At 71.0% G+C, this 19,720-nt stretch carries 12 protein-coding genes; 7 read left to right on the top strand and 5 right to left on the bottom strand.

The features are described from left to right. Positions 1-177: 177 nt before the first annotated feature. Entirely contained in the window at positions 178-3,747 is a 3,570-nt protein-coding gene (gene smc / locus IDM40_RS15385; protein WP_193122694.1) for a chromosome segregation protein SMC, read from the top strand. 229 nt (positions 3,748-3,976) lie between these two features. On the opposite strand, the gene IDM40_RS15380 is transcribed toward smc, so the two are convergent. The 5 genes from IDM40_RS15380 to IDM40_RS15360 form a co-directional block, all read right to left on the bottom strand. Further along, a complete protein-coding gene (locus IDM40_RS15380) occupies positions 3,977-4,975 on the bottom strand; it encodes a glycine betaine ABC transporter substrate-binding protein (protein WP_193122693.1) in 999 nt (332 codons plus the stop codon). A gap of 40 nt (positions 4,976-5,015) precedes the next feature. Then, entirely contained in the window at positions 5,016-5,795 is a 780-nt protein-coding gene (locus IDM40_RS15375) for an ABC transporter permease (protein WP_193122692.1), read from the bottom strand. After that, the gene (locus IDM40_RS15370) at positions 5,792-6,895 is read right to left on the bottom strand and encodes an ABC transporter ATP-binding protein (protein WP_193122738.1); all 1,104 of its coding nucleotides are present in this window, start codon (positions 6,893-6,895) and stop codon (positions 5,792-5,794) included. The genes IDM40_RS15375 and IDM40_RS15370 overlap by 4 nt, the downstream gene beginning before the upstream one ends. A gap of 4 nt (positions 6,896-6,899) precedes the next feature. After that, the gene (locus tag IDM40_RS15365) at positions 6,900-7,550 is read right to left on the bottom strand and encodes an ABC transporter permease (protein ID WP_193122691.1); all 651 of its coding nucleotides are present in this window, start codon (positions 7,548-7,550) and stop codon (positions 6,900-6,902) included. A gap of 289 nt (positions 7,551-7,839) precedes the next feature. Then, the gene (locus tag IDM40_RS15360) at positions 7,840-10,467 is read right to left on the bottom strand and encodes a S8 family serine peptidase (protein WP_328807029.1); all 2,628 of its coding nucleotides are present in this window, start codon (positions 10,465-10,467) and stop codon (positions 7,840-7,842) included. A gap of 495 nt (positions 10,468-10,962) precedes the next feature. On the opposite strand from IDM40_RS15360, the gene IDM40_RS15355 reads away from it, so the two are divergent. From IDM40_RS15355 to ffh, 6 genes are all read left to right on the top strand, one after another. After that, entirely contained in the window at positions 10,963-11,955 is a 993-nt protein-coding gene (locus IDM40_RS15355) for an ABC transporter substrate-binding protein (RefSeq protein ID WP_193122690.1), read from the top strand. Between the two features lies 1 nt (position 11,956). Next, positions 11,957-12,991 (top strand): FecCD family ABC transporter permease, encoded by a 1,035-nt coding sequence (locus IDM40_RS15350; RefSeq protein ID WP_193122689.1) that lies wholly within the window; start codon positions 11,957-11,959, stop codon positions 12,989-12,991. A 143-nt stretch (positions 12,992-13,134) separates the two neighbouring features. Then, positions 13,135-14,328: a signal recognition particle-docking protein FtsY gene (gene ftsY / locus IDM40_RS15345; protein WP_193122688.1), complete on the top strand. Its 1,194-nt coding sequence runs from the start codon at positions 13,135-13,137 to the stop codon at positions 14,326-14,328. A 452-nt stretch (positions 14,329-14,780) separates the two neighbouring features. Beyond that, positions 14,781-16,112 carry an ammonium transporter gene (locus tag IDM40_RS15340; protein WP_193122687.1) on the top strand — a complete coding sequence of 444 codons (1,332 nt, stop codon included), beginning with the start codon at positions 14,781-14,783 and terminating at the stop codon, positions 16,110-16,112. A 393-nt stretch (positions 16,113-16,505) separates the two neighbouring features. Then, positions 16,506-17,711 carry a hypothetical protein gene (locus IDM40_RS15335; RefSeq protein WP_193122686.1) on the top strand — a complete coding sequence of 402 codons (1,206 nt, stop codon included), beginning with the start codon at positions 16,506-16,508 and terminating at the stop codon, positions 17,709-17,711. 168 nt (positions 17,712-17,879) lie between these two features. Further along, positions 17,880-19,487: a signal recognition particle protein gene (gene ffh, locus IDM40_RS15330; RefSeq protein ID WP_193122685.1), complete on the top strand. Its 1,608-nt coding sequence runs from the start codon at positions 17,880-17,882 to the stop codon at positions 19,485-19,487. Positions 19,488-19,720: the final 233 nt, after the last annotated feature.

The raw sequence follows: 19,720 nt of genomic DNA, 5'->3' as shown, positions 1-19,720 counted from the left end.
ACGGCCCTGCGACGGGCCGCCGTGCCTGCGCCGTACCGCCCCGGGCGGGCGGCAGCACCGGGAACGCACCCCGTGTGATCAGCCACCTCGGCCGTTCCCATCCCCGCCGGTCACCGCTTCGTGGCACCCTTGTGTGGCCGCCCGTGTGCAAAAGCGGTGACCGTTCCGGAGGTGTGGGTGTATCTCAAGAAAATGACGCTGCGCGGCTTCAAGTCGTTCGCGTCGTCCACCGCCCTGCGTTTCGAACCCGGAATCACCTGCGTCGTGGGGCCCAACGGCTCCGGCAAGTCCAACGTCGTGGACGCGCTCTCCTGGGTCATGGGTGAGCAGGGGGCGAAGTCCCTGCGCGGCGGCAAGATGGAGGACGTCATCTTCGCGGGCACCTCCACCCGCCAGGCGCTGGGCCGCGCCGAGGTCAGCCTCACCATCGACAACAGCGACGGCGCCCTGCCCATCGACTACACCGAGGTCACCATCAAGCGGACCATGTTCCGCAACGGCGGCTCGGAGTACGCGATCAACGGCGACACGTGCCGGCTGCTCGACATCCAGGACCTCCTCAGCGACTCCGGCATCGGCCGCGAGATGCACGTCATCGTCGGCCAGGGCCAGCTCGACACCGTCCTGCACGCCGGGCCGGAGGAACGCCGCGGGCTCATCGAGGAGGCCGCAGGCATCCTCAAGCACCGCAAGCGCAAAGAGAAGGCGATCCGCAAGCTCAACGCGATGCAGGGCAACCTGGACCGCGTCACCGACCTGACCTCGGAACTGCGCCGCCAGCTCAAACCCCTGGGCCGCCAGGCCGAGCTCGCCCGCAAGGCCGCCGTGATCCAGGCCGACCTGCGCGATGCCCGCCTGCGCCTGCTCGCCGACGACATCGTCACCCTCACCGACCAGCTCGCCAAGGAGGAGGCCGACGAGAAGGAGGTCCTGGCCAAGCGCACGGCCACCGAGACCTCCCTCAAGCGCGCACAGGAGCGTGAGGGCGAGCTGGAGTCCCAGGCCACCGCGGCCGCCCCCGCCCTGGCCACGGCCACCGAGACCTACCACGCGCTCTCCCGCCTCACCGAACGCCTCGACGCCGTGCGCGGGCTGGCCGGCGAACGCCACCGCCACCTCGCCGCCGACTCCGGCGAACCGGTCCACCGGCGTGACCCCGAAGAACTGGAGATGGAGGCCGAGGAGGCCGCCGCCCAGGAGGAGGAGCTCGCCGAACGCCTGGAGGAGGCGCGCGAGCAGCTCGAGGCCGCCGTCACCGAGCGCGGCGCCGCCGAGGACTCCCTCCACCGCGAGGAGAAGCGCCTGGAGGCCGCCAACCGCGCCGCCGCCGAACGCCGCGAGGGCATCGTGCGGATGGGGACCCGGGTGGAGAGCCTGCGTTCGCGCCTGGCCTCGGCCGACGAGGAGATCGCCCGGTCCGAGGAGGCCGCGCAGGAGGCCGCCCGGCGCTCGGAGGAGGCCCAGGCCGAGTACGAGGCCGCCGCCGAGGAGTCCACCGGGCTCGACGAGGGCGACGCCGAGATGGACGCCGCCCAGGAGGAGGCCGCCGCCCGCCTCGCGGAGGTGGAGGAGCGCCTCAACCGGCTCCGCGACGAGGAGCGCACCGCCGAGAACGAACGGGCCGCCCTGTCCGCCCGCAAGGAGGCCCTGGAGCTCGGCCTGGCCAGCAAGGACGGCGCCGACACCCTGCTCGGTGCCGACCTGCCCGGGACCCTGGGCAGCCTGCCGACGATGGTGCAGGTCGAGGGCGGGCACGAGACCGCGGTCGCCTCCGCCTTCGGGCAGGCCGCCGGTGCCGTGGCCGTCGCCGACCCCGACGCCGCAGCGGCCGCGCTGGACCTGTTGCGTTCGGAGGACGCCGGACGTGCGGGCATCGTCGTCGCCCGCGCCGCCACCGAGGCAGGCCTGGGAGGGGTGCCCCGCGGGGAATGGCCGTCCCTGCCCGACGGGGTGACCTGGGCCCTGGACGCGGTCGTGGCGCCCGAACACCTCGCCGGGACCGTGGCCGCGCTCCTGGACCGCACCGCCCTCGTCGACAGTGCCGCCCGCGCCCGCGACCTGGTGGACAAGCTCCCGCAGGTGCGCGCGGTGACACCCGAGGGCGACGTGTTCACCCCGGTCATGGTGCACGGCGGTTCGGCCGGCGCGCCCAGCCTCCTCGAGGTGCAGGCCGCGGTCGACGAGGCCGCCGAGGCCCTGGAGTCGGCCACCGAGACCGCCCGCGCGGCCGGTGAGGCCCTCGCCGAGGCCAAGACCGAACGCCGCGGCTGCTCCGAGCAGGTGGAGGAGCTTGCCGCGCGGCGCAAGCAGGGCGACCGCAAGCGCAACGAGAGCGCGCAGAAGCTCGGCAAGCTCGGCGGTCAGGCCCGCTCCGCCGAGGCGGAGGCCGAACGTTACGCGAAGGCGGCGGAGAAGGCCCGCACCGCCCGCGAGGAGGACGCGGCCAAGCTCGAACGCCTCGAGGAGGAGTACGCCGAGGCCGAGGAGATGGCCGCCTCCGTCGAGGAGGAGGCGCCCGACCCCGAGGTCCGCGACGAGCTCGCGGCCCAGGCCTCCGGCGCCCGCGCCACCGAGATGGAACGCCGCCTGACCGTGCGCACCGCCGAGGAGCGGGTGCGGTCGGTCTCCGGGCGGGCCGACGCCCTGCTCGCCCAGGCCGCCGAGGAACGCCGCGCCGTCGAACGCGCCGCGGAACGCCGCCGCACCCGCATCGCCCAGGCCGAGGTCGCCGAAGCGGTGGCCGAGAGCGCACGCCTGTCCCTGGAACGCATCGGCCGGTCCCACGCGGCCGCCGAGACCGAACGCGCCTCCGCCGAGGCCGCCAAGGAGGAGCGCGACGCCGAGCTGCGCACGGTGCGCGCCCGGGTCCGCGAACTCTCCGTGGAACTGGAGAAGCTCACCAGCTCAGCGCACAGCGGCGAGGTCGCCCGTGCCGAGCGCCGTATGCGCCTGGAACAGCTGGAGACCAAGGCGGCCGAGGAACTGGGCGTGGACGTGCCCACCCTCGTGCGCGAGTACGGGCCGAAGGTCCCGGTGCCCCCGCCCGCGGACGCCGGGGAGGACGCGGCCCCGATCCCGTACGTGCGCGAGGTGCAGGAGAAGCGGTACAAGGCGGCCGAGCGCAAGCTCAACCAGCTCGGCAAGATCAACCCGTTGGCGCTGGAGGAGTTCGCCGCGCTGGAGGAACGCCACGCCTTCCTCAACGCCCAGCTCGAGGACCTCAAGAAGACCCGCCGCGACCTCATGGACATCGTCGCGGAGGTCGACGCACGGGTGCAGGAGGTCTTCTCCGCGGCCTTCCTCGACGTCGAGCGCGAGTTCGCGGAGATCTTCGGCCGCCTCTTCCCCGGCGGCGAGGGCAAGCTCGTGCTGACCGACCCCGACGACATGCTCACGACGGGGATCGAGGTGGAGGCCCGCCCGCCCGGCAAGAAGGTCAAGCGCCTGTCGCTGCTCTCGGGCGGTGAGCGTTCGCTGACCGCGGTCGCCTTCCTCGCGGCGATCTTCAAGGCGCGCCCGTCGCCGTTCTACGTGATGGACGAGGTCGAGGCGGCCCTGGACGACACCAACCTGCAGCGCCTGCTGGTGATCTTCGAGGAGCTCCGGTCGGCCTCGCAGCTCATCGTCATCACCCACCAGAAGCGCACGATGGAGGCGGCCGACGCCCTGTACGGCGTGACGATGAAGGGGGACGGGATCTCCCAGGTCATCAGCCAGAAGCTGGAGCGCACCACCCCGGGCCCGTGACCCACGGGGTCACCCGTNCATCGTCATCACCCACCAGAAGCGCACGATGGAGGCGGCCGACGCCCTGTACGGCGTGACGATGAAGGGGGACGGGATCTCCCAGGTCATCAGCCAGAAGCTGGAGCGCACCACCCCGGGCCCGTGACCCACGGGGTCACCCGTGCGGGGATCTTGCTACCAGAGCCGGGTTCAGCGCCGATATTGGCTCCAGTAGCAAGATCCCCGGCGGTCAGCCGATGAAGCCCTCCTGCTGCAGGAAGTACAGGGCGGCCTCGTCCTCGCTGAGGCCGTCCAGGTCCACCATCCCGTTGAGGGCGATGATGGTCTCCTCGTCGATCGCCTCACCCAGCTCCAGGCCGAGTTCGCGCAGCTCGGGGTGTTCCTCGGCGGTCTCGTGGCGCACGGTGATCGCCGCCAGCTGGGTCGTGAAGTAGGTGTCGGTGTCCTCGACGACCTGCAGGCCCATCGACTCCAGCCGCGCGTCGGTCGTGAAGATCTCCGCGAAGTTGCACGGGTCGGCCTTGGCGACGTTGACGTAGTTCAGCGCCAGCGACATCTGGTAGACGTCGGCGGCGTTGAACGGGGCGTCGTAGTAGTCCTGGAACGCTTCCCACTCGCGGTCCATGAACTCGGCGTCCCCGCAGAACGTGGCCTCGTCCGGGTGCTCGCGCACGAAGTCGGACAGCTCGTCCAGGGAGTCGACCTCACCGGCCGGCCCGGGGGCGTCGGCGGCGCGGGCGACCCCGTACTGGTTGCCGAACGCGGCGGGGCCGATCCACTCGATACCGTTCTGGTCGAGGTCGTCCTCGGCGGTGCGCTCGTACTGCTCGAGGTCGTCGCGGATCATCTCGTCGTTCTGCAGGTACTGGGTCCAGCCGGTGCCGGCGTAGTCCCAGTAGATGTCCACGTCGCCGTTCTCCAGGGAGGTCCGGACGATGTTGGAACCCATCAACCCGGTCTGGTCGGTGGTCTCGACCCCGGCGGCCTGCAGGGCGTAGTCGGTGATCTTGCCGAGGATCACACTCTCGGTGAAGTCCTTGGACCCCACCGTCAGTGCGACCCCGGAGAGGTCGTGGTCCTCGGCGATGCTGCCCCCGGACAGGTCGACCTCGCCGGGGCTGGGTGCGTCGGCGGAGGCGGTCGAGGCGGGCTCGCCGGTCCCGCACGCGCTGGTGAGCAGGGCCGCCGTGAGGCCGGCCGCGGTCATGGAGAGCCAGGTCCTGGCCATGGCGTGCTCCCTTCTGTCGTGAGTCGAAAGCCCGGGCCGGTCAGACACCCTTGGGGCGGAAGAGGTCCTCGACCAGGCCGGCGAGCCAGTCGATGAACAGGGCCAGGACGGCCACGAGCACGCTGCCGGTCAGCAGCACCGTGTCGCGGCTGGAGATGATGCCGTTGTTGATGACGTCGCCCAGGCCGCCGGCGCCCACGAAGGTGGCCAGCGCGACCGTGCCGACGGTGACGACGAGGGCGGTGCGGATCCCGGCGAGCATGACGGGGACGGCCAGCGGCAGTTCCACGCTGATCAGCGCGCGGGCGCGGGACATGCCCATGCCGCGGGCCGACTCCACGACGGAGCGGTCCACCTGTTCCAGACCGACCATCGTGTTGCGCAGCACGGGCAGGATCCCGTACAGCCAGAAAGCGACGATCGCGATGGTGTGCACACCCCAGGTCATGAAGACCACGGCGAACAGCACGATCAGACCGAACGTGGGGGTGGCCTGTCCGATGTTGGCCAGCGTCAGCACCGGACCGGCCGCCTTGCGGGCCCACGGCCGGGTGAGCACGATGCCGAGCGGGATCGCCACCGCCAGGATCAGCACCACGACCACCGCGCTCAGCGACAGGTGCTGGACCGCCCGGCTGACCAGGTACTCGGCGTTGAGGCTGCGCTGCTCGATCCGGTCCAGGTCCTGGGCGTCCACGTACAGGTAGAGCGCGGCGACCACACCGAGCAGCGCGACGGGGGTACCGAAGATGCGCAGGTACCGGGTCGCGCGGGCCGCCTCGGGGACGGCCGGGGCGGAGGGACGGGTCGCCGTGCTCATCGCACCTCCCCCTTCGTGGCGCGCCGGGGCACGGAGGTGGTGTCGTCGGCGTGGATGAGGTCCTGGATGGCGGGCATGTCCAGGGTCCCCCGGTAGGTGCCCTCGGCGTCGGTGACCACGACGACGTCGCTGTTGTTGGTCAGCATCGCGTTGAGCGCGTCGTAGAGGGTGTGGTCGGGGCCGACCGCGTTGAGCACCGGCAGACCACCGCGGCCGTCGCGGCGCGGGAGCCACTCCACGGCCCGTCCCTCGTCCAGCACCAGCAGGAACTCGCGGTCGCTCTCCCTGGGCTGCTCACCGCGCTGGACGGTGGGCCAGTCCGTGGCGACCGCGGCGTCGGCGACCCGCGTCAGGGACAGGCGCTTGACGGAGGCGCCCGCGCCGATGAAGTCGGCGACGAACTCGTCGGCGGGCTCGCTCAGCACCTTCTCGGGGGTGTCGTACTGGGCGACCCGGCCGTGCTCGGAGAAGATCGCGATCCGGTCGCCGATCTTGACCGCCTCGTCGATGTCGTGGGTGACGAAGACGATGGTCTTGCGGATCTCCCGCTGGATGCGCAGCAGTTCGTTCTGCAGGGTCTCGCGGGTGAGCGGGTCGATCGCGCCGAAGGGCTCGTCCATGAGCAGCACGGGAGGGTCGGCCGCGAGCGCGCGGGCCACACCCACACGCTGCTGCTGGCCGCCGGAGAGCTGCTTGGGGTAACGCCCGCGGTACTCGGCCGGGTCGAGGCCCACCATGGTGAGGAGTTCGTCCACACGGGCCCGGACGCGCTCGGTGCCCCACTTGAGGAGCTTGGGGACGGTCGCGATGTTCTCGGCGACGGTGCGGTGGGGGAACAGGCCGGTCTGCTGGATCGCGTACCCGATGCCGCGCCGCAGCTCGTCGGGGTCCGAGCCGGTGACGTCGGCGCCGTTCAGCAGGATGCGCCCGGAGGTGGGTTCGATGAGCCGGTTGATCAGCTTCATCGTGGTGGTCTTGCCGCACCCGGAGGGGCCCACGAACACGACGATCTCGCCCTCGGGGATGTCCAGGGTGAGGGCGTCCACGGCCGGTTCGCTCTGCCCCGGGTAGGACTTGGTGAGCTCCACGAGCTGGATCATGTGGTCAGGCACGGATCATCATCCCCCGAGTGGTGGTCAGGCGGCCCAGTGCCGCGAAGAACAGGTCGAACAGGATCGCCAGGACGACGATGCCGATGACGCCCTGGAGCGTGAGGTAGACCGCGAACGGGGTCCCCGCGCTGGTGAGGCCCTGCAGGATGAGGTTGCCGAGGCCGGGGCCGTTGACCGCGGCGGCGATGGCGGCGATCCCGAGGATCATCTGGGTGGCCACGCGCAGGCCGGTGACGATGACCGGCAGGGCCAGGGGCAGCTCCACCTGCAGCAGGGTCTGGGTGCGGCTGAGGCCCATGCCGCGTGCCGACTCCACGACGGCCGGGTCGACCTCGCGCAGGCCCACGACGGTGTTGCGGATGACCGGCAGGAACGCGTACAGGGTCAGCGCGATGACCGACGGCGCCGTTCCCAGGCCCAGGGGGGTGATGAGCAGGCCGAACAGGGCGTAGGAGGGGATGGTGAGGAACACCCCTGCCACGGCCAGGACGGCCCCACGGGAACGGTGGCGGTAGGTCAGCAGCGCCAGGGGAAGACCGATGAGGACCGCCAGACCCAGGCCCTGCAGCACCAGGACCGTGTGTTCGAGGGTCGCGCCCAGGAGTGCGGGCATGCTGTCCGCGGTGTATTCGATGAACCCCATCAGCCCGCCCGGCAGGGCCGGGGGCGAAGGGCCGTGGCTGTGTGCATGGTGGTCTCCGTACGTGTTCGATCGGCAGCGGTGTGTGCGTATTCGGGCGCAGCAAGAGGCCCGGGGCCGCCGTGGCGGCCCCGGGCCCGGTGTGAACTGCGCAAAGGCACAGGGGTAGATGGTGATGGGTGCGTGTAACAAGCACACATACCGTTCGCTGTGACTGTGGCAACATTTGTGCCGCATGCGTACGGGGGCCGCCCCCTCGGGACGGCCCCCGTGTGCGGTGGATCCGGTCGGATCAGCCGCGGTCGATGGTGACCACCGGCGAGGTCCACGTCTCCCAGTGGTCCTCGTTCTCCGGGTCGCCGAGCGCCTTCAGGGCACGCAGCTCCAGCCGGTACTCCCCGTCGTCCACGTCGGTGACCCGGCCGTGGGAGTCCACGACCTTGCCGTCCCACGGGTAACTGAAGAACGCGTCGGGGGAGGCGCTGCGGTTGACGTGGTCCACGTGCACGGCCACGTTGCGGTCCGGGTGGATCGGCCGTCCGGTCCGCTCGTCGATGACGACCATGCGCAGCTCGGTGACGTGGTGCGAGAAGTGCACCAGGAAGTAGGGCATGTCCGGCAGGTGGTCGGCCCACTCCATCGTGAACGAGGCACCGTCGGGCTGCGGATCGAAGACCGCGCTCTCGTCGACGCAGTCCAGCCCGTCGAAGCTCGCGCACTCGGTGATCCGCGTCAGCGCCGGCATCTCGTCGTCCACCGGCAGCGCCTCGATCTCCTGGTAGTCGCCGTTGTAGGCGGCGTAGGGGACCCGGTACTGCCCGTCGGCGCCGTTGTCCACGGTCACGTAACCGCCGTAGACCATCTGCTCGAACTCGCGCTCGGGCGGGGTGACGGTGACCTCGATCTCCACCGAGGAGCCCGGACCCACCGTGACCTTGTCGTCGGAGAAGTCCACCTCGGCGGCCGCGTCGTTGAACGAGGGCTCGAACGTGTCGCCGTGCGTGCCCGCCGCCGACTCGTGGCCGATCGTGTAGGTCGCCTCGGTGTCGCCGTCGTTGGTGACGGTGACCGTTTCGGTGACCGCGCCCTCCGTCGCTCCGAGGGCGAGCTTGCCGGGCGCCACCGTCGTGCCGGCCAGCACCGAACCGGGCACGTCGAGCATGCCCGCGCCCTGGCGGTGCACGTTGTCGAGCTCACCGGAGTCCGGGTCGCCCCACCACGCCTTCGGGTCGGCGCTGTTCTGCAGCACGGTGCGGATCTCGTGCGAGTCCAGGTCGGGGCGGGCCTCCAGGAGCAGGGCCACACCGCCGGCCACGTGCGGCGCCGACATCGACGTTCCGCTGAGCGTCGCGTACTCGCCCAGTTCCATCGGGTAGGTGGAGTTGATCAGACCGCCCGGGGCGCCCAGGTCGGGCTTGAGGTCCAGGTCGGGGGAGAGCCCGAACGAGCTGAAGGAGCTGATCTCCCCGCCGGTCGGGTTGGGGGTCTGCACCTCCTCGTCGGTCCACTCCAGTGTCGGCGCCTCACCGGCCTCGGCGAGCTCGATGAGGTGCGCGCCGGCCTCGTCGGAGATCCCCACGGCGAACGCGCCCAGGTCGGGCAGGCCGCCGCCGGAGAACATCCCGGGCTGGTCGTTGTACATGACCACGCCGGTCGCCCCGGCCTCCACCGCCGCCCGGTACTTGTCGCCGAACTCGCAGTCGCCCCGGACGATCAGCGCGGTCTTCCCGTCCGGGTCGTCATCGAGCTCGTCCCCCTCGTCCAGGCAGGCACGGCCCACGTGCACGATCTCGTCGGTCTCACCCGAGGTCGGCGGTTCCGGCGCCGAGTCCATCTCCATGTACGCGACCTCTTCGCCGCCCGGCTGCGCCAGCGCTGTCGCCGTCATGATGTGGGTGTTGTCGAACGCGGCCACGCCGATGACGTGCTCGCCCAGGCCCGGGGCTCCGGCCGAGTACAGCCCGCTCGCGCCCTCGTTGCCGATCGAGGCCACCACGCTCACGCCCTGGTCGACGAGGTTGTCGGCGGCCACCGCGGTCGGGTACTGGGGCCAGGAGTGCGCCGAGCCGATGCTCATGTTGAGCACGTCCATGTCGTCGGCGAGGGAGGCCTCCATCGCGGCGAGCATGATGTCGGAGTCCGTGGAGCCCTCGCACCCGAACACCTTGTAGGCGCCCATCTCGACCTCGGGGGCCACACCGGTGACCTCGCCCTCCGCGCCGATGATGCCGGCCACGTGTGTGCCGTGGCCGTTGCAGTCCTGCGGGTCCTCGTCCGGCTCCGGGACGTCGGAGTCGGGGTCGCCCGCGTTGTAGTCGTCGCCGACGAAGTCGTAACCGGCCACCACACGGTCGTTGGGGAAGTCGCCCCCGCCCAGGTCCGGGTGGGTGTAGTCCACGCCGGTGTCCATGACGGCCACGCGCAGCCCCTCGCCGCGCAGGCCCAGTTCGTTCTGCGCGATGTCGGTCCCGGTCATGGGGAGCGCGGTGTCCAGGTCGGGTTCGCTGTCGTCGACCTCGGGGATCTCGTGGCGCACCACCGGGTGCACGGCCTTCACACCCGGGATCTGCCGGGCCGATCCGACCTGCGCGTCCTCCATCTCGACCGACAGCCCGTTCCACAGCTCGTCGAAGGCGTGGCGTTCGTCGTAGACCAGACCGTGGTCGTCGGCCTCGGTGCGGAAGCGTTCGTGTTCACCCTCGACCGTGGCCTGCGCGGTGCCCTCCGAGGTCGGCGGGCTCTCCAGCTCGACGAACCACAGGCCCTCGGCCTGGTGCACCGGTTCACCGCCGTCGGAGGAGGGCAACGGGTGGAGCGGCGCGAGCTCCGACACCGGGTCCGCCTGGGCGGGGGACACCGCGAGCAGGCCCGCGACGAGAGTCAGCCCGGCGACCTGGGCCAGACGTGAGCGTTGTACCACCGTGACAACACATCCCTTCTCGGTGCGCGCCTCAGGACACCGGGGGAATGGGCAGCCCCCAACAGGGATCATGTTGTGCATGCGCTGGGGGATGTGCCGAAGTGTGTCCGTGTCGGTTGGTTTCGGCGCGCACGGCTCAGTGATCATTGCCCGCCGGGGACGGTGTGTCAATGCTCACCCCGCGCGGGATCGGCCGCCCCGCACGCGCTCGCCGTGTCCTCGGCGCAGCCCGCCGGCACCGCGACAGTACAGTGGCAGGGTTGGGCCGGAGGTGTGTGACACCCCGTCCCGAACGGCACCGAGCGAGCGAAGTCCGGTCGGTGGGCCACCCCGCACACGGCCCCGAACCCGGCGCTGTCCCGCAACTGTGAGGCCCCTCCACGCGAGGGGACGAGCCAGGTCGCCTCGCCGGTGCCGGCGTCCCCGTCCTCGTGGGAAGGACAGGCCGTCTCGTGCACCGGGTCGCGCTCCTTCCCCCGGTATGCAAGGAGCATCGTGCGCACAGCACGCAGACTGCCCGCAGCACTGCTCGGCGCCGCCCTGGTCCTGACCGCCTGCGGCAACGACGACCCCGCCACCGACGACGAGACCCAGGACGGCGCGGCCGCCGAGTGCGCGCCGCCCGAGGCCGACCCGGACCGCCCCGGCGTCGGTGACGGCACCTTCCCGGCGGCCATCGACGACGACGCCGACGGGGTCGAGATCGAGGACGAGCCCGAGCGCATCGTCTCCCTCTCGCCCACCCACACCGAGATGCTGTTCGCCATCGACGCCGGCGACCAGGTCGAGGCGGTCGACGAGTACTCCTACTACCCCGAGGAGGCGCCCGTCACCGACCTGAGCGGCTACGAACCCAACGTCGAGGCGATCACCGAGTACGACCCCGACCTCGTGGTCGTCGGCAGCGACAACGCCGACCTCGCCGGCCAGCTCGACTCGGTCGACGTGCCCACCCTGGTCCTGGACGCCGCCCAGGACCTCGAGGGCACCTACGCCCAGCTGCGCCTGCTCGGCGACGCCACCGGGCAGACCGAGGCCGCCGACACCGAGGCCGACCGCGTCGAGACCGAGATCGCCGCGACCGTCGAGGAGGTGTGCGCGGAGGTCGGCGACGCCGAACCGCTGAGCGTTTACCACGAGCTCGACGACAGCATGTACGCGGCGACCTCCGAGACCTTCATCGGGCAGATCTACTCCCTGTTCGGCCTGGTCAACATCGCCGACGAGGCCGACGACGGCAGCGCGGCCGGCTACCCGCAGGTCTCCGCGGAGTACGTGGTCGAGGAGGACCCCGACCTGATCTTCCTGGCCTACGGCGACGAGGACACCGTGCAGGAGATCGCCGAGCGCCCCGCCTTCGACGCCGTCACCGCCGTGGCCGACGACTCCGTCGAGCTGCTCGACCCGGACATCTCCTCCCGCTGGAGCTCGCGTGTGGTCGACCTGACCGAGAGCATCGGCGACGCCGTCCGCGAGCAGGGAGCCTGAGTTGAAGGGCGGTGCCGGTTTCCCCACGGGGTGGGTCCTGGGCGGGCTCGCCCTGCTCGTGGCCGCGGTCCTGCTCGGCGTCAGCGCCGGGGCGGCCTCGGTCTCGGCCGCCGACATCGTCCGGCACGTGTTCAGCCTCCTCCCGTTCGGCACGGAATCCCCGCTGACCGAGCGGGAGGTGGCCCTGCTCGTGGAACTGCGCCTGCCGCGCGTGGTCATGGGCGTGCTCGTGGGCGCGCTCCTGGCCACCGCGGGCGGCGCCTACCAGGGTGTGTTCCGGAACCCGCTCGCCGACCCGTTCCTGCTCGGTGCGGCCGCCGGCGCGGGCCTGGGCGCGACCCTGGTCATGGTCTTCGGCGCCGAGTGGTTCGACGCACCCCGGGCGATGGTGCCCGTGGCCGCCTTCGTGGGCGCGCTCGTGGGTGTGTTCACCGCGTACCTGCTCGGCTCGACCGCCGGGGGTGGGGGAACCGCGTCGCTGCTGCTGGCGGGGGTGGCGGTCTCCTCGTTCCTGTCGGCCGCCCAGACCCTCGTGCAGCAGATGGGCATCGACCAGCTCCAGCAGATCTACTCCTGGCTGCTCGGCGGGCTGGGCCGCGGGGGCTGGGACGACGTGGACCTCGTCCTGCCCTACGCGCTGGTCGCCCTGGTGACCCTGCTGGCCTGCGGATACCTGCTCGACATGCTCGCCCTCGGCGACGACAAGGCCGTGAGCCTGGGCATGAACCCGACGCTGGTGCGGATCCTCGTGATCTCCGCGGCGTCCCTGGCCACCGCCGCCGCGGTCTCGGTCAGCGGCCTGATCGGCTTCGTCGGCATCGTCGTGCCCCACATCGTGCGCCGCCTCGTGGGATCCAACTACCGCAGGATCCTGCCGGTGACCGTGCTCGTGGGCGGCGCGTTCATGGTGCTCGTCGACATCGCCGCCCGCACCCTCGTCTCACCGGCGGAACTGCCCATCGGTGTGGTCACCGCGTTCCTGGGCGCGCCCTTCTTCGTGCTGATCCTGCGGACCACCCGCCACCGGTCAACCTGAGGGAGGCTCCTCCCTGCGAGGATCTTGCTACCGGAGCCGACTTCAGCGCTGAACCCGGCTCCAGTAGCAAGATCCCCGGGCTGGGGCGCCCGCGAGCCTGTGTGGTGCGAAGGCGTGCGGCACTCTGAAAGACTGTCCGCGCTATGGACATCACCTTGCTCGCAGCCGTTGCCATCGTCGTCGTGCTCCTCGCCGTCGGCGGATTCTTCCTGGTCAGGACCCGACGCTCGGTCGCTCCGGGCAAGGACGAGGCCGGGCCCGAGGTCACCGGGGGCGCCACCGCGGCACCCCCCGAGGAGGACCGGGAACGCGACGAGGGGACCGTCGCCACCCCGCCGTCACAGGCGCCTCCCGCCCCCGGGGAGACCGTCGCGGAGCCCGAGCCCGCTCCGGCTCCCGAGATCGAGACCCCGCCGCCGTCGGCCGGGCGTATGGTGCGCCTGCGGGCCCGGCTGGCTCGCTCCCAGAGCTCCCTGGGCCAGGGGCTGCTCAGCCTGCTCTCCTCCGACACCCTCGACGAGGACACCTGGGAGGAGATCGAGGACACCCTCATCACCGCCGACATCGGTGTCACCTCGGCGACCCAGATCGTGGAGAACCTGCGCACCCGCGTGAAGGTCCTCGGCACCCGCGGCACCGACGAGGTGCGCGGGCTGCTGCGCGAGGAGCTGCTCGCCCAGATCGGCGGCGACACCGACCGCACCGTGCGCACCGAACCGCACAACGGCCGCCCGGCCGTGATCATGGTCGTGGGCGTCAACGGCACCGGCAAGACCACCACCACCGGCAAGCTCGCCCGCGTCCTGGTCGGCGACGGCCGCAGTGTCGTGCTCGGCGCCGCCGACACCTTCCGCGCCGCCGCCACCGAACAGCTCCAGACCTGGGGCGGCCGTGTGGGCGCCCCTGTCGTGAGCAAGGAGGAGGGCGCCGACCCCGCCAGCGTCGCCTTCGACACGGTCGCGCGCGGTACCGAGGAGGGCGTCGACACCGTCATCATCGACACCGCCGGCCGCCTGCACACCAAGACCGGGCTGATGGACGAGCTCGGCAAGGTCAAGCGGGTCGTGGAGAAGAAGTCCCAGGTGGACGAGGTCCTGCTGGTACTGGACGCCACGACCGGCCAGAACGGCCTGCGCCAGGCGCGGGTCTTCGCCGAGGTCGTCAACATCACCGGTATCGCGCTGACCAAGCTGGACGGCACCGCCAAGGGCGGCATCATCGTCCAGGTGCAGCGCGAGCTCGGGGTGCCGGTCAAGCTCGTGGGCCTGGGCGAGGGCCCCGACGACCTGGCCCCGTTCGACCCCGAGGTCTTCGTCGACGCCCTTCTGGAGGGCTGAGCGCCCCTCGCCCCCGCGAACCCCGGCCGGTCCCCGGAACCCCGGCAGCCCCGGGGGTTTCCGGTCCCCGGGAATGGCCACCGAGCGCGCGGCCGTGTGTGAGCCGCGTCATGGAACCGACACGTGCGTGTTACACGGGCCGCCGTCCGAGCGACGGCGGCCCTTTCGTGTGTCCGGATCCTGTTCCGTGTATCGATCGGCACCCGGTTCCGACCAGCGGTTCCGTGGCGGTTCGTCCCGGACGCACGTGCGTTCGCACGGGCTGACGCGTGTGTTCACGGCCGCTTAACGACGCCGCCTGTCCTTTTACCCCTGCGCAACACGTCGGGCGCGGCCGGGAAACACCCCGGGCGGACAGTGGCGTCCGTGGTGATCTCGTCGGGCCCGATGACGCGCCTGCTGACCGCCCATCGACCACACTCCGAACTGTCCGTCCCCCTGGAGGCGACGAGATGATTGACACCGGCAACACCGCGTGGCTCCTGATGAGCGCCGCGCTGGTGATGCTCATGACCCCGGGCCTGGCGTTCTTCTACGGAGGCATGTCCCGGGCCAAGAGCGTGCTGAACATGATGCTCATGAGCTTCGGCTCCATCGCCGTGATCAGCGTGCTGTGGGTGGCCGTGGGCCACTCCCTGACCTACGCACCCGGCTACGGGCCCCTCGAGCTGTTCATCGGCGGGTTCGACTACGTCGGGCTCAGCAACATCATCACCGAGGTCGACGAGGAGGGCGGCTTCCCGCTCCTGGTCGACGCCGGCTTCCAGATGATGTTCGCGGTGATCACCGTCGCTCTCATCAGCGGCGCGATCGCCGACCGTGCCAAGTTCGGCGCCTGGCTGCTGTTCGCCCCCGTGTGGGCGCTGCTCGTCTACTTCCCCGTGGCCCACTGGGTCTGGGGTGACGGCTGGGTCGCCCGCCTGCACGAGTTCACCGGCCTGCCCGAGGTCATCGACTTCGCCGGCGGTACCGCGGTGCACATCAACGCCGGCGCCGCCGCCCTGGCCCTGGTCATCGTGCTCGGCCGCCGCAAGGGCTTCGGCTCCGAGTCGATGCGCCCGCACAACCTGCCGTTCGTGCTCCTGGGCGCCGCCCTGCTGTGGTTCGGCTGGTTCGGCTTCAACGGCGGCTCGGCCTACGCGGCCAACGAGGAGGCCGCCCTGGCCCTGGTCAACACCCAGGCCGCCACCGCCGCTGCCACCGCCGCGTGGATGCTCGTCGAGCGCCTGCGCTACGGCAAGGTCAGCGCGCTGGGCTTCGCCTCCGGTGCCATCGCCGGTCTGGTCGCCATCACCCCCGCGGCCGCCAACGTCACCCCCATGGGTGCCGTCGCCGTCGGTGCGCTCTCCGGTGCGATCTGCGCCTACGCGATCAGCTGGAAGTTCAAGTTCAAGTACGACGACGCCCTCGACGTGGTCGGCATCCACATGGTCGGCGGCATCGTCGGCTGCCTCGCCCTCGGCTTCCTGGCCAGCTCCGCGGTGCCCGGCGAGGGCGCTGCCGGCCTGATCTACGGCGGCGGCATCGGCCTGCTCGTCGCCCAGGCCGTCTCGGTCCTCGGCGTGATGGTCTACACCTTCGTGGTCACCTGGGTCATCGCCAAGATCATCGACCTGGTCATCGGCTTCCGGATCGCCGAGGAGGTCGAGACCAACGGCCTCGACCACGAGCTGCACGCCGAGTCCGCCTACGCCTTCGACGAACTCGACGAGCTCGAGGAAGAAGCGGTCTCCTCGTCGACGCCTCCGGGCGGGGAGACGGTCTCGCCGCGGTCCGGGGCCTGAGCTTCGACGAAGAGGAACGGGACCCGGTCCACCAAGAGCGGTGGGACGAGCCAGGGGCCGGTGGGGGCAACGCCTCCCGCCGGCCCCTCGGCCTGTGCACGGGGTGGCCGGATCCGGCAACCGGGGTTCCCGGTACCGTTCGTTCGGTACCCTTTCAGGTCGGTGAGACGGCAGGTCTCACGCAGGCCGCCACCACACGCGGCCCCGGCGGCGGATGCCCTGGGCCGCGGACGCGACGGTGGAACGGATCGTCCCGAGGCACAACCTCGGGGGCCGCGTCGGCATCAGACGTCATGGACGGGGCGAGCACACATGTTCGGTCGCGCCGCCGTCCACCCCACACACTCACGCTCATTCGTACAGTGCCCCAGGCAAGCGGGGACAGGAGGCAAGATGGCGCCGGTTAGTCACAGCAGGGGTCGCAGCCGCGGGCGGTGGCTGCTCGCAGCGACGAGCGCTGTCGCCGTGGTCGGATTGGCCGGGTGCTCGATCGACCTGAGCCACCTGCGCCCGGGCGGCGAGGACGACGAGCCCGCCGCCGAGGAGAACGAGCCGGTCGCCGCGGCGCCGCTCCTGGAGAGCGCGCTCGCCGACCTGGCCGAGTACCCGGCGCTGGTCGCCGACGGCCAGATCGCCGAGAGCGTCGGCGCCGACGTCCAGGACACCACCCTCACGGTCGCCGACGGCGGCGCCGCCAACGGCACCCTGCGCCTCAACGAGGGCGAGGCGGAGGTCCTGCAGGCCGACGACAAGCTCTACGTCAAGGCCGCCGAGAGCTTCTGGCTCGACAAGGGCGTCTTCGGCCCGGACTTCGACGACTTCGACGACAACTGGGTGCGCTCCAACGCCACCCAGGTCGGCCTCAACCCGGGCGCCTCCCTCACGCCCGCCGCCCTGGCCCAGATCATCGAGGACATCGGTGTCGAGGGCGAGGAGGCCGAGGAGGAGAACCTCGACGGCGAGCTCACCCACAAGATCGACCTGGCCGGCGAGCGCAACCAGCTCTGGATCGACGCCGAGACCGAGCAGATCAAGCGCATCGAGATCGAGGAGCTCGCGGACGCCGACGCCGAGGCCGGCCCGCAGGTGCGCCTGGACCTCGCCGAGGCCGACGGCACCGCCGTCAACGAGCTGTACGACGGGCTGACCACCACCGCCGAGGACGAGCTCACCGGCTCCCGCGACGCCCGCGTGGAGATCGGCTGGTCCGGTTCCCCGGAGATGGACTGCGAGGAGGGCCCCGCCTGCACCTGGACCGGGACCGTGCACGACGCGGGCGGCGACGGTGTCGGCACGGTCAACGTCCGCATGGACGTGACCTTCAGCAACGACGACATCGGCGACGAGGAGTGCAACGACAGCGGCAGCCTCGAGGCCGGTGACACCCTCGAGCTGTCCTGCGGCGCCGACTACAACATCGTCAGCGAGACCCAGCAGTCCTACGAGATCGGCGGCGAGGCGGAGCTGGTCACCCGCGGCCTGACCGGCGGCCAGCAGGAGGACATGCTCGCCGCGCTCGAGGAGCAGCGCGAGGCCACCCTCGCCGACGGTGAGGAGACCGAGGGCGCCGACGACGAGGGCGCCGACGAGGAGGACTGACCTCCGCCGCGGCGCGCCCGCGTGAGATGACACCGGCGGCCCCGTGCACGGACACGGGGCCGCCGACGTGTGAAAGGGCCGCCCCGCCCGCCGTCTCCGCATGCTGGAGGGTGGTTCCGGGCGGGTAGGCTGGGAGATCAATTCCGAGACGAAGGACTGGCCAAACTCGTGTTCGAGACGCTTTCCGACCGGCTGACATCGGTCTTCTCCTCGCTGCGCGGCAAGGGGCGGCTGTCCGAGGAGGACATCAACGCGACCTCGCGCGAGATCCGCCTCGCGCTGCTCGAGGCGGACGTCGCGCTGCCGGTGGTCCGCGAGTTCATCTCGCGGATCAAGGAGCGCGCCCGCGGCGAAGAGGTCTCCAAGGCCCTCAACCCTGCTCAGCAGGTCATCAAGATCGTCAACGAGGAACTGGTCGAGATCCTCGGCGGCGAGACCCGGCAGGTCCGGTTCGCCAAGAACCCGCCGACGGTGATCATGCTCGCGGGTCTGCAGGGCGCCGGTAAGACCACCCTGGCGGGCAAGCTCGCCAAGTGGCTGTCGGCCGACCGCAACACCCCGCTCCTGGTCGCCGCCGACCTCCAGCGCCCCAACGCCGTCACGCAGCTCCAGGTGGTCGGTGAGCGCGCGAGCACCCCGGTGTTCGCCCCCGAACCCGGCAACGGCCAGGGCGACCCGGTCGAGGTCGCGCGCGCCTCCATCGAGCACGCGCGCCACAACAACCACAACGTGGTCATCATCGACACCGCCGGCCGCCTCGGTGTCGACTCCGAGATGATGCAGCAGGCCGCCGACATCCGCGACGCGGTCTCGCCCGACGAGATCCTCTTCGTCGTCGACGCGATGATCGGTCAGGACGCGGTCAACACCGCGCAGGCCTTCCTCGACGGTGTCGGCTACGACGCAGTGGCGCTCACCAAGCTCGACGGCGACGCCCGCGGCGGTGCGGCGCTCTCGATCCGCCACATCACCGGTCGCCCGATCATGTTCGCCTCCACCGGCGAGAAGCTCGAGGACTTCGACCTCTTCCACCCTGACCGGATGGCCTCGCGCATCCTGGACATGGGTGACGTGCTCACGCTCATCGAACAGGCGCAGCGCACGTTCGACGAGTCCGAGGTCGAGAAGATGGCCTCGACCATGGCCTCGGACGACGACTTCACGCTGGACGACTTCCTCCAGCAGATGCAGATGGTCCGCAAGCTCGGCCCCATCGGCAACCTGCTCGGCATGATGCCGGGCATGGGGCAGATGAAGGAGCAGATCGAGGGCATCGACGACAAGGACGTCGACCGCATCCAGGCGGTCATCCAGTCGATGACCCCGGCCGAGCGCGCCAACCCCAAGATGATCAACGGTTCGCGCCGCCTGCGGATCGCCAACGGTTCCGGTACCGAGGTCAGCGACGTCAACGGCCTGGTCACCCGCTTCTTCGAGGCGCAGAAGATGATGCGCAAGATGAAGAAGGGCGGCGGCATGAGCGGGATGCCCGGCATGCCGGGGATGCCCGGGGCCGGCGGCGGGGCCGGTGGCAAGAAGAAGCAGAAGAAGAAGGACAAGAAGGGCAAGCAGCGCAGCGGCAACCCCCTGAAGGCCCGCCAGCAGGAGGCCGAACGCGAGGCCGAGCGCAAGCGGCGCCAGGAGGAGGGCGGCGGCCAGCAGATGCCCGACCTTCCCCCGGGCCTCGGCGGCGGTGGCCAGCCCACGCTGCCCCCGGGCCTGGGCGGGCAGAACATGCCCGACCTGTCGAACTTCAAGCTTCCCAAGAACAAGTAGCACCGCGGGTCGGCCGGGATCTCCTGGCCGGCCCGTCGTCGTGTGCGCAGGTGTGACACAGACGCGCCGCTGTCCTGGCGAAGTAAGTCGTGGACGTCTGGCACAATGAGGAGTCGACTAAAGGTGGACGGGCCGGCCCTCTAACTTGCCCGCCGCCCACGTCATGTCCGGTAGGGCGCCGTGCCCCACGCGGCCTTCCGCCGGGCGCCAACACCGTATTCGGGAGAAGACCA

The organism is Nocardiopsis coralli, from assembly GCF_014892575.1.
Classification (GTDB): domain Bacteria; phylum Actinomycetota; class Actinomycetes; order Streptosporangiales; family Streptosporangiaceae; genus Nocardiopsis; species Nocardiopsis coralli.
This window is presented reverse-complemented; position numbering and strand designations above follow the sequence as displayed.

Excerpts from the sequence above, each read along its gene's own strand:
- IDM40_RS15380 (WP_193122693.1), bottom strand. The coding sequence starts at position 4,975 with ATGGCCAGGACCTGGCTCTCCATGACCGCGGCCGGCCTCACGGCGGCC.
- IDM40_RS15375 (WP_193122692.1), bottom strand. The coding sequence starts at position 5,795 with ATGAGCACGGCGACCCGTCCCTCCGCCCCGGCCGTCCCCGAGGCGGCC.
- IDM40_RS15370 (WP_193122738.1), bottom strand. The coding sequence starts at position 6,895 with ATGATCCAGCTCGTGGAGCTCACCAAGTCCTACCCGGGGCAGAGCGAA.
- IDM40_RS15365 (WP_193122691.1), bottom strand. The coding sequence starts at position 7,550 with ATGGGGTTCATCGAATACACCGCGGACAGCATGCCCGCACTCCTGGGC.
- ftsY (WP_193122688.1), top strand. The coding sequence starts at position 13,135 with ATGGACATCACCTTGCTCGCAGCCGTTGCCATCGTCGTCGTGCTCCTC.
- IDM40_RS15340 (WP_193122687.1), top strand. The coding sequence starts at position 14,781 with ATGATTGACACCGGCAACACCGCGTGGCTCCTGATGAGCGCCGCGCTG.
- IDM40_RS15335 (WP_193122686.1), top strand. The coding sequence starts at position 16,506 with ATGGCGCCGGTTAGTCACAGCAGGGGTCGCAGCCGCGGGCGGTGGCTG.